An 8,697-nucleotide genomic window follows, 5' to 3' on the forward strand; every position below is an offset into this window, starting at 1 on the left:
CAAAATTAGTGTCCGTCCGAAAACAAACAAAGCTACAGTAGTTATACCGTGTTGACCATATCAGGGACGAAAATTTCGTCCAATCAAATAGACTTCACGCGAACGGGCCCTCGATGAGTCCGGCTTACGGGTATATACCTTAGTAAAGCTGCTGCGCATATCGTTCATGTATTCGTCAAATCCTTCACCCTGAAAAACCTTAGCGACAAAATCACCTCCGGGCTTCAATACCTGACGAGCCATGTCCAACGCCAACTCCACAAGATACATCGCGGCCGGCTGATCAACAGCATTCATACCACTCATATTGGGGGCCATATCGGAAATTACAAGGTCTGCCAACGTATCTCCTAATGTTTCTAGGATCTCATTGAGCACAGATTCCTCTGTAAAATCGCCCTGAACAAACTGTACCCCCGGCAAGGGATCCATCGGCAGAATATCCGACGAGACCACCCGACCTTCATCTCCGACCAGCTCTGCCGCTATCTGAGACCAACCTCCAGGGGCCGCACCAAGATCCATCAACGTCATCCCAGGGAGAATGAGTTTATCTTTTTCGTTCAATTCCAGCAGCTTAAAACTTGCTCTGGAGCGATATCCAAGCTCTCTGGATTTTTTTACATACTGATCGTCGAAGTGTTCCTGCAGCCAACGACCGCTGCTTTTTGATCTTGCCACCAACAACCCCATTCGGAATTTGAGTCAATGTCTACTTTCTGCACACTAACTCAGGTAAAATCGGTTAATTATGATTCTGAGCGGGTCTTCCGCTCTAAAATTCAAAGGTCCAGTATTTTAGTATGAGCTTAACCCCTACGCAAAAGAAGCAGTTCCGAACTATCGGACACGGCCTCAACCCAATCATCACTGTCGCCGGTAATGGGCTGAGTGAAAATATTCTCCTGGAAGCTGATCGCGCTCTAGAAGACCACGAACTGATCAAAATCAAATTTGCCGTGGGCGACCGCGAAGTAAAGAAACAACTGATCAGCGAAATGGCCAAGATTGTTGAAGCAACTATCGTCCAAGAGATCGGTAATGTGGCCCTGCTCTATCGAGCAGCCAAAAGCCCTGACCCTAAACTCTCTAACCTGCTACGTTAATTCAGCAGCGTTAGATCAACAACAAAAAACCGCCGTAAGGCGGTTTTTTTTATCCTTCAGGGTCAAATATGACGAACCTGATCAATTTCATATTCAACACCGCCACCTGGCGTCTGGACGACAGCGACATCGCCCTCTTCCTTGCCGATCAAGGCGCGGGCAATCGGTGAACTGATCGAGATCTTGCCACCTTTAATATTGGCCTCATCATCACCCACAATCTGGTAAGTAACCGTTTCATCGGTATCGAGGTTAAGCAGATCAACGGTAGTACCGAAAATCACTTTGCCAGTATGTGGAATCTGCGTAACATCGATCACCTGAGCCGAACCTAATTTACCTTCAAGCTCTTGAATCCGCCCTTCGATAAACCCTTGCTGCTCACGTGCCGCATGATATTCCGCATTTTCTTTCAGGTCGCCATGTTCACGGGCTTCGGCAATAGAAGCGATCACTGTTGGACGCTGGACGGTTTTCAGGTCGTCCAGTTCTTCCCGCAATGCTTTTTCACCACCCACGGTCATTGGAAACTTTTGCATAATACTATTCCTTAATGAAGATCTTGCAGACGACGAACAACTTTCTCTTCGCCATACTGCATCGCTTTTGTCATCGCCTCAGCACCCGCCAGCGTCGTACTATACGGTACTTTGTGCTGCAGGGCGGATCGACGAATCTCAGCAGAATCTGCAATCGCCTTACGGCCTTCCGTGGTATTGATAACGTACACAATCTCGTCATTTTTCAGCATATCGACAACATTTGGCCGACCTTCCATTACTTTATTGACGATTTGCACATCGAGACCTTCCTGCTTCAACAGCGCGGCAGTGCCCCGCGTAGCAACCAGCGTAAAGCCTAAGCCAACCAGGTCGCGAGCAACAGGGAGAACGTGATGCTTATCAACTTCACGTACCGAAATGAACGCCTTACCAGTCGCAGGCATCTTTTCACCGGCACCCAACTGAGCTTTCATAAAGGCTTCGCCAAAGGTTTCGCCGACCCCCATCACTTCACCGGTAGATTTCATTTCCGGTGACAGGATTGGATCTACCCCTTGGAATTTATTGAACGGGAATACCGCTTCTTTAACATTAAAGAGCGTTGGTACGATCTCTTGGGTAAAGCCGATCTCTTTCAGTGTCCGACCGGTCATCACCTGAGCACCGATCTTAGCTAAAGACACACCGATACACTTAGACACGAAGGGCACCGTACGTGACGCACGTGGGTTCACTTCGATAACGTAGACTTCGCCGTCCTGATAGGCCAACTGAGTATTCATCAGACCCACAACACCGAGTTCTAGTGCCATTTTACTGACCATGTCACGCATCTTGTCCTGCAGCTCAGCTGACAGACTGTAAGGCGGCAGAGAGCACGCGGAATCACCTGAGTGAACACCCGCTTGTTCGATATGCTGCATAATGGCGCCGATAACGACGGTTTCGCCATCACACACCGCATCGATATCGACTTCAATCGCTGCATTTAGGAAGTGATCCAGTAGAACCGGCGCATCGTGGGAAACTTTCACCGCCGTCGTCATATATTGACGCAGTTCAGATTCCTTGTAGACGATCTCCATCGCCCGTCCGCCTAATACGTAAGATGGGCGCACAACCAACGGATAGCCCAGTTTTTCGGCTTCGATGACGGCTTCTTCTAACGAGCGTACTGTGGCGTTTTCAGGCTGTTTCAGCCCTAAACGTTTAAGCATCTGCTGGAACTGTTCACGATCTTCCGCACGGTCAATCGCCTCTGGCGAAGTACCAATAATCGGTACACCGGCTTGCTCTAGCGCCAATGCCAACTTCAACGGTGTTTGACCACCATACTGAACGATCACGCCTTTCGGCTTCTCGATATGTACAATTTCTAACACATCTTCCAAGGTGATCGGCTCAAAGTAGAGGCGATCGGAGGTGTCATAATCGGTCGATACGGTCTCTGGGTTACAGTTAACCATAATGGTTTCATAACCATCTTCACGAGCCGCCAATGCCGCATGTACACAGCAGTAATCAAACTCAATACCTTGGCCAATACGATTAGGGCCGCCACCAATAACCATGATTTTGTCACGATCAGATGGGTTAGATTCGCACTCTTCCTCATAGGTTGAGTACATATAAGCGGTATCCGTTGAAAACTCAGCCGCACAGGTATCAACACGTTTAAACACCGGACGGATATTAAACTTGTGACGCTGTTTGCGAACCTGTTTCTCGGACACACCCAGCAATGCAGCCAAACGCGTATCAGAAAAGCCTTTACGCTTCAGGCGATAGAGTTCGGTCTCATCCAGCTCTGACAGGGTCATCTCAGACACCCGCAACTCATCTTTAATCAGATCTTCAACCTGAACGAGGAACCATGGATCGATACCGGAGAGCTCATAGAGCTCTGCAACAGTCATCCCCAAACGGAATCCATCACCGAGATACCAGATACGTTCCGCACCCGGCTGTTTCATTTCACGTACGATTTCAGCCCGTGCATCTTCACTTTGCAGATCAACAATAGGATCGAGACCGGCAGCGCCGACTTCTAGGCCCCGTAGCGCTTTCTGCAAAGACTCTTGCTGCGTACGGCCGATCGCCATCACTTCACCCACAGATTTCATCTGTGTGGTCAGGCGATCATTTGCCTGTGGGAATTTTTCAAAGGTGAACCGTGGAATCTTGGTAACAACATAGTCAATCGCAGGCTCAAAAGAAGCAGGCGTCGCGCCACCGGTAATATCGTTTTGCAACTCATCCAGTGTATAACCAATCGCCAGCTTAGCCGCCACTTTAGCAATCGGGAAACCTGTTGCTTTAGACGCCAAAGCGGATGAACGAGATACCCGTGGGTTCATCTCGATAATGACAAACCGACCGGTTTCAGGGCACTGACCAAACTGAACATTTGAACCGCCAGTTTCAACACCAATCTCACGCAACACGGCCAGAGAGGCATCACGCATCCACTGGTATTCTTTATCCGTCAGCGTCTGAGCAGGAGCAACGGTAATAGAGTCACCGGTATGCACACCCATGGCATCGAAATTTTCGATCGAGCAGATAATGATGCAGTTATCGTTTTTGTCACGAACCACCTCCATCTCATACTCTTTCCAGCCGATCAGGGATTCATCGATCAACAACTCAGTGGTAGGCGACAGATCGAGACCGCGTTCGCAAATCTCGATAAACTCTTCTTTGTTATACGCAATACCGCCACCGGTGCCACCCATGGTGAACGATGGACGAATAATGCATGGAAAACCTAACTGAGACTGAACTTGCAACGCCTCTTCCATGCTGTGAGCAATCGCAGCACGTGGACATTCCAGACCGATGGATTTCATCGCCTTATCAAACCGATCACGGTCTTCAGCTTTATCGATAGTATCGGCATTAGCACCGATCATCTCGACGCCAAATTTCTCCAGCACGCCTTCCCGCTCGAGATCCAGTGCACAGTTCAGCGCTGTTTGGCCGCCCATGGTTGGCAGCAGCGCATCTGGACGCTCCTGTTCGATGATCTTAGCAACCGTTTTCCACTGGATAGGCTCGATATAGGTGGCATCCGCCATCGACGGGTCCGTCATGATGGTGGCAGGGTTAGAGTTAACCAGGATAACGCGATAGCCCTCTTCACGCAGAGCTTTACAGGCCTGGGCTCCGGAGTAATCAAACTCACAGGCCTGACCGATAACGATAGGACCCGCACCGAGGATAAGAATACTTTGTATGTCCGTACGTTTTGGCATGTGTAAACAACCGATCAAAAATTGTAATTCTTTGAAAGCTGCCCGCCGATAACTCGCGGGCAGTACGTATATAGCTTAAATCAGACCTTTAGGCCTTACGCGCTTCGATATCGCGAATAAAGCGATCGAATAGCGGCGCGACATCCCGTGGCCCAGGACTCGCTTCAGGGTGCCCTTGAAAACTAAAGGCTGCGCGGTCTGTCCGCTCTATCCCTTGCAAGGAACCATCAAATAATGATTTATGCGTAGGGCGAAGCGTCGCGGGCAAGGTAGATTCGTCAACCGCAAAACCGTGGTTCTGACTGGTGATCATCACCTTCATATCGCCCAAGTCTTGTACGGGATGGTTTGCACCATGATGACCAAACTTCATCTTCATGGTCTGCGCACCAGACGCCAACGCTAACAACTGATGGCCAAGACAGATACCAAAGACCGGCACATCGGTTTTACAGATCTCTTGAATCGCATTGATAGCATAATCACAAGGTTCCGGGTCACCAGGGCCGTTTGACAAAAACACACCATCAGGATTCAGCGCTAACACTTCAGCAGCTGTCGTTTTTGCAGGTACCACGGTCAAGCGGCAGCCCCGTTCGACCAACATGCGCAAAATATTGCGTTTGACGCCATAGTCATAGGCAACCACGTGATGCGGCAGTTCAGCATCAGCGCGTTCTTGATGGCCCTTAACGGCATCCCAAGTAGTCGACGTCCACTGATACGCATCAGCCGTAGTGACTTCCTTAGCCAAATCCATTCCCTTCAAGCCAGGGAATGCTTTAGCCGCCGCTAGCGCTTGCTCTTCATCGATATCGCCGGCCATAACACAACCGCCCAATGAACCTTTTTCGCGCAAGATGCGCGTGAGTCGACGGGTATCAATATCGGCGATGCCGACGATGTTGTTCGCTTTTAGGTATTCATCTAGGCTTTGCTCGCTACGCCAGTTGCTGGCGGTTAACGGCAAATCCCGGATTACAAGACCTGCAACCCATGATTGAGAAGACTCTTCATCCTCTTTATTGGTTCCCACGTTACCGATGTGTGGATAGGTCAGGGTCACAATCTGACGACAATACGATGGATCCGTCAGAATCTCCTGATAACCAGTCATAGAAGTATTAAATACCACTTCACCGCTGGACTGGCCATCCGCGCCAATCGCTACTCCCCGGAAGATACTGCCGTCCTCAAGGGCCAGAATGGCTGGTCTTGTCAAAATTAACCTCCCCGCTTCGTGCGAAAATCTAAACAGAATTAATAAACTGTAAGTTGCAAAAAAGCGAGGTAGAACAAAATGCCCGCCTCGCTTTTTTATAGAGAATTCTTGCTATGCATTTCTAGGATGCAAATCGGCGATATTTTAATCCATATCGGCTAGCTTGTCTATGTCACCCAACCTCCCATTATGAGTATCTGCAAAAAAGGCTGCAACACGCCTGTAACAAAAAAGAAATATAAAGGATGTCTTAAAATATCTGAGCTGTATGACATGAAAATAACACACATCAATATCTTAGCGGGTGCAACCTTATTACTGGTTGTGACAACGATGGCCAGTTTAATGTTCTGGTCCCTCAACCGCTTGAATAACAGCTTTGAACAAACCCGCAACTATCAACAACTACAAAAAGATATTGATAATAATGTGAACCGCCCTATTTTGACCTACCTAAGCTCAGGCGACGCTTCGCTACTGAATATGATCGACAACACACTGACACAACTAATCCTCAGCGATTCAAGGGTTAAAACGCTAACAACCAACGGCATGCCTGCCGTTGAACAAGCATTAACCGAATTACAATCCATCGCCCTGCTAAAACTACGAGCCGCCGGCAAACTAGCTATGCCACAAGAACTGCTCATCAATAATGAGCGGGAAATACTCGGCAGCGCCAGTCAACTTAACCAATATGCGACAGAAGCAAAACAGCAACAACCAAGGCTAACACAACAGTATTTATCATTACTGACGAAGATAAACTTAATCATTCCAGAACTCGCCCACAGCCGGCAGCGTTTTTTCTCAACAGCCCAGCCCAATCGTCAGGATATCGATCAGCATTTAAAAAAACTCAAGCTCATCGTCCAACAACTTAGCGAGCTTCCCCGCTTGGGCCTCTACGAAGAGGTCGACAGTGACGACTCGCTCGGAGCCTTATTAGGAAATAATATCGGCGTACAGACGTCTCCACAGGATGAACGAGGCGACCTCTACGTTCAGGAACTCAACAGCTTGGTGGGGCGCTACAGCAAAGAACTAGCGAATATCGAGGGTATATATGAAAACAAAGCAGAATCGATACAATCAACAACCGCATTAATTGATCAACTCATGGGACTTTTACAAGACAACCAAGACCGCTTGCAGAATAACTACGACAACACTGGGCAACTCGTCAATCTGCTACTCATTACCAGCCTCGCTTTAATTATCATTATCGGACTCATTATGGCGACGATTAACACCCAACTTAGCAGGGTAATCAGCAGCACCTGCCAACAACTAAATGCCTTAGCTAACGGGCAACTCAATCATAAAACCAGCCTACCGAGTCGTATTCTAGAAATAGAGGTGCTTAATCACGCCATCGACCACCTGAACCATTATTTTAGTATGCTGATTGAAAAGATTAACACTGAAAGCGAAGCACTTGATCAACTAGGCAAGAAGCTTAATAACAGTTCGGACAACCTCACACAGATAGTCAGCAAACAGCAACATTCAACAGAGCAAGCTTCGGTACAGATACAGCAATTAAGCTGCTCCTATGAAGAGGTAGCTGAAAATGCGGTAAAAACATCGACCGCTACTCAGCAAGCTACGCAAGTGGTGATATTGGGCGTCAACGCAATGCAAAACACCAGCACCAGTATCCGCCAACTACAGGCAGAAACAGAGGCCACCAATACTACCTTGTTACAACTGCAAGAAGATGGAAAAGCAATTGGCTCAGCTCTACTGGTAATTCAAAATTTCGCAGCACAAACCAATCTATTAGCCCTCAATGCCGCTATTGAAGCGGCCCGAGCCGGCGAAAGTGGCCGCGGATTTGCCGTCGTGGCTGACGAGGTACGCTCATTAGCCATTAACACAGCCAATGCTGCCGACAAAATCAGCTTAATAATCAAAAAATTAAATAACGCAATAAAGCAGATGTCTAACAACATAGACCTTCAAGCTGAACATGTGCATAACACCGCATCATTAGCCGAAAACGCCCAACAAAGCGTTGAACAGATCCGCCTTTCTATCCATGAGATAGATAACATGAGCAGCATGATCGCATCCGCAACCGAGGAACAAGCGATGGTGACTCATCAGATATCTGAAGTCATCGATATAACCCTACTGCATTCGCAAGAGTCTGCAGTCGAAGCCAAAAATAACAAACAGCAAGCCAATCAACTTGATCTCACAAATCAGAGCCTTCTACAGCTATTACAGCAATTTAGTAAGCAGCCTTAAGCCGAACCAACCCTATTACAGCTCAGCTATCCACCGTACATAAAGCTTTCCGCTAATAATAAAACACCTCTGCATTACCGTAGGGTGAAGTGAGCTTTGCGAACCGCACCATCGAACCAGAAATGCGACCCAACGCTGATCGCCGCCAGAGGCGGCTCCCACAGTGCAGACTATGTATTTAAACTCGCGAATCTAAACCCCAAACGCCAAAAACGAAAAAGCCCCGATCAAACTAATGATCGGGGCTGTCTCTTATTTGAAGCTTGGCGATGACCTACTCTCGCATGGGGAATCCCCACACTACCATTGGCGCTAAGACGTTTCACTTCCGAGTTCGGTAAGGGATCGGGTGGTTCCAT

6 protein-coding genes and 1 rRNA gene are annotated in these 8,697 nt (G+C 48.2%); 2 read left to right on the forward strand and 5 right to left on the reverse strand.

Annotated elements, in window-relative coordinates:
* Window positions 1–60 precede the first annotated feature (60 nt).
* On the reverse strand, window positions 61–681 hold the full coding sequence (gene rlmE, locus EH243_RS16380) for a 23S rRNA (uridine(2552)-2'-O)-methyltransferase RlmE (RefSeq protein ID WP_126159739.1): 621 nt from the start codon (window positions 679–681) through the stop codon (window positions 61–63).
* Between the two features lie 122 nt (window positions 682–803).
* On the opposite strand from rlmE, the gene EH243_RS16385 reads away from it, so the two are divergent.
* Window positions 804–1,106, forward strand: a complete 303-nt coding sequence (locus EH243_RS16385) for a YhbY family RNA-binding protein (RefSeq protein ID WP_126159740.1) — start codon at window positions 804–806, stop codon at window positions 1,104–1,106.
* A 62-nt stretch (window positions 1,107–1,168) separates the two neighbouring features.
* Here EH243_RS16385 and greA read toward each other — a convergent pair whose 3' ends face one another.
* The 3 genes from greA to carA all read right to left on the reverse strand — a co-directional run bounded on the left by greA (window position 1,169) and on the right by carA (window position 6,085).
* Window positions 1,169–1,645: a transcription elongation factor GreA gene (gene greA, locus EH243_RS16390; protein WP_126159741.1), complete on the reverse strand. Its 477-nt coding sequence runs from the start codon at window positions 1,643–1,645 to the stop codon at window positions 1,169–1,171.
* Window positions 1,646–1,656: 11 nt separating this feature from the next.
* The gene (gene carB / locus EH243_RS16395; protein ID WP_126159742.1) at window positions 1,657–4,863 is read right to left on the reverse strand and encodes a carbamoyl-phosphate synthase large subunit; all 3,207 of its coding nucleotides are present in this window, start codon (window positions 4,861–4,863) and stop codon (window positions 1,657–1,659) included.
* An 88-nt stretch (window positions 4,864–4,951) separates the two neighbouring features.
* Window positions 4,952–6,085: a glutamine-hydrolyzing carbamoyl-phosphate synthase small subunit gene (gene carA, locus EH243_RS16400; RefSeq protein WP_126159743.1), complete on the reverse strand. Its 1,134-nt coding sequence runs from the start codon at window positions 6,083–6,085 to the stop codon at window positions 4,952–4,954.
* 273 nt (window positions 6,086–6,358) lie between these two features.
* Between carA and EH243_RS16405 the strand changes: the two genes are divergently transcribed.
* Window positions 6,359–8,338 carry a methyl-accepting chemotaxis protein gene (locus EH243_RS16405; RefSeq protein ID WP_164549144.1) on the forward strand — a complete coding sequence of 660 codons (1,980 nt, stop codon included), beginning with the start codon at window positions 6,359–6,361 and terminating at the stop codon, window positions 8,336–8,338.
* Window positions 8,339–8,599: 261 nt separating this feature from the next.
* Here the strand turns inward: EH243_RS16405 and rrf are convergent.
* Window positions 8,600–8,697, reverse strand: a 5S ribosomal RNA gene (gene rrf, locus EH243_RS16410); the annotation flags it as partial.

This window comes from Amphritea opalescens (genome assembly GCF_003957515.1).
Taxonomy (GTDB): domain Bacteria; phylum Pseudomonadota; class Gammaproteobacteria; order Pseudomonadales; family Balneatricaceae; genus Amphritea; species Amphritea opalescens.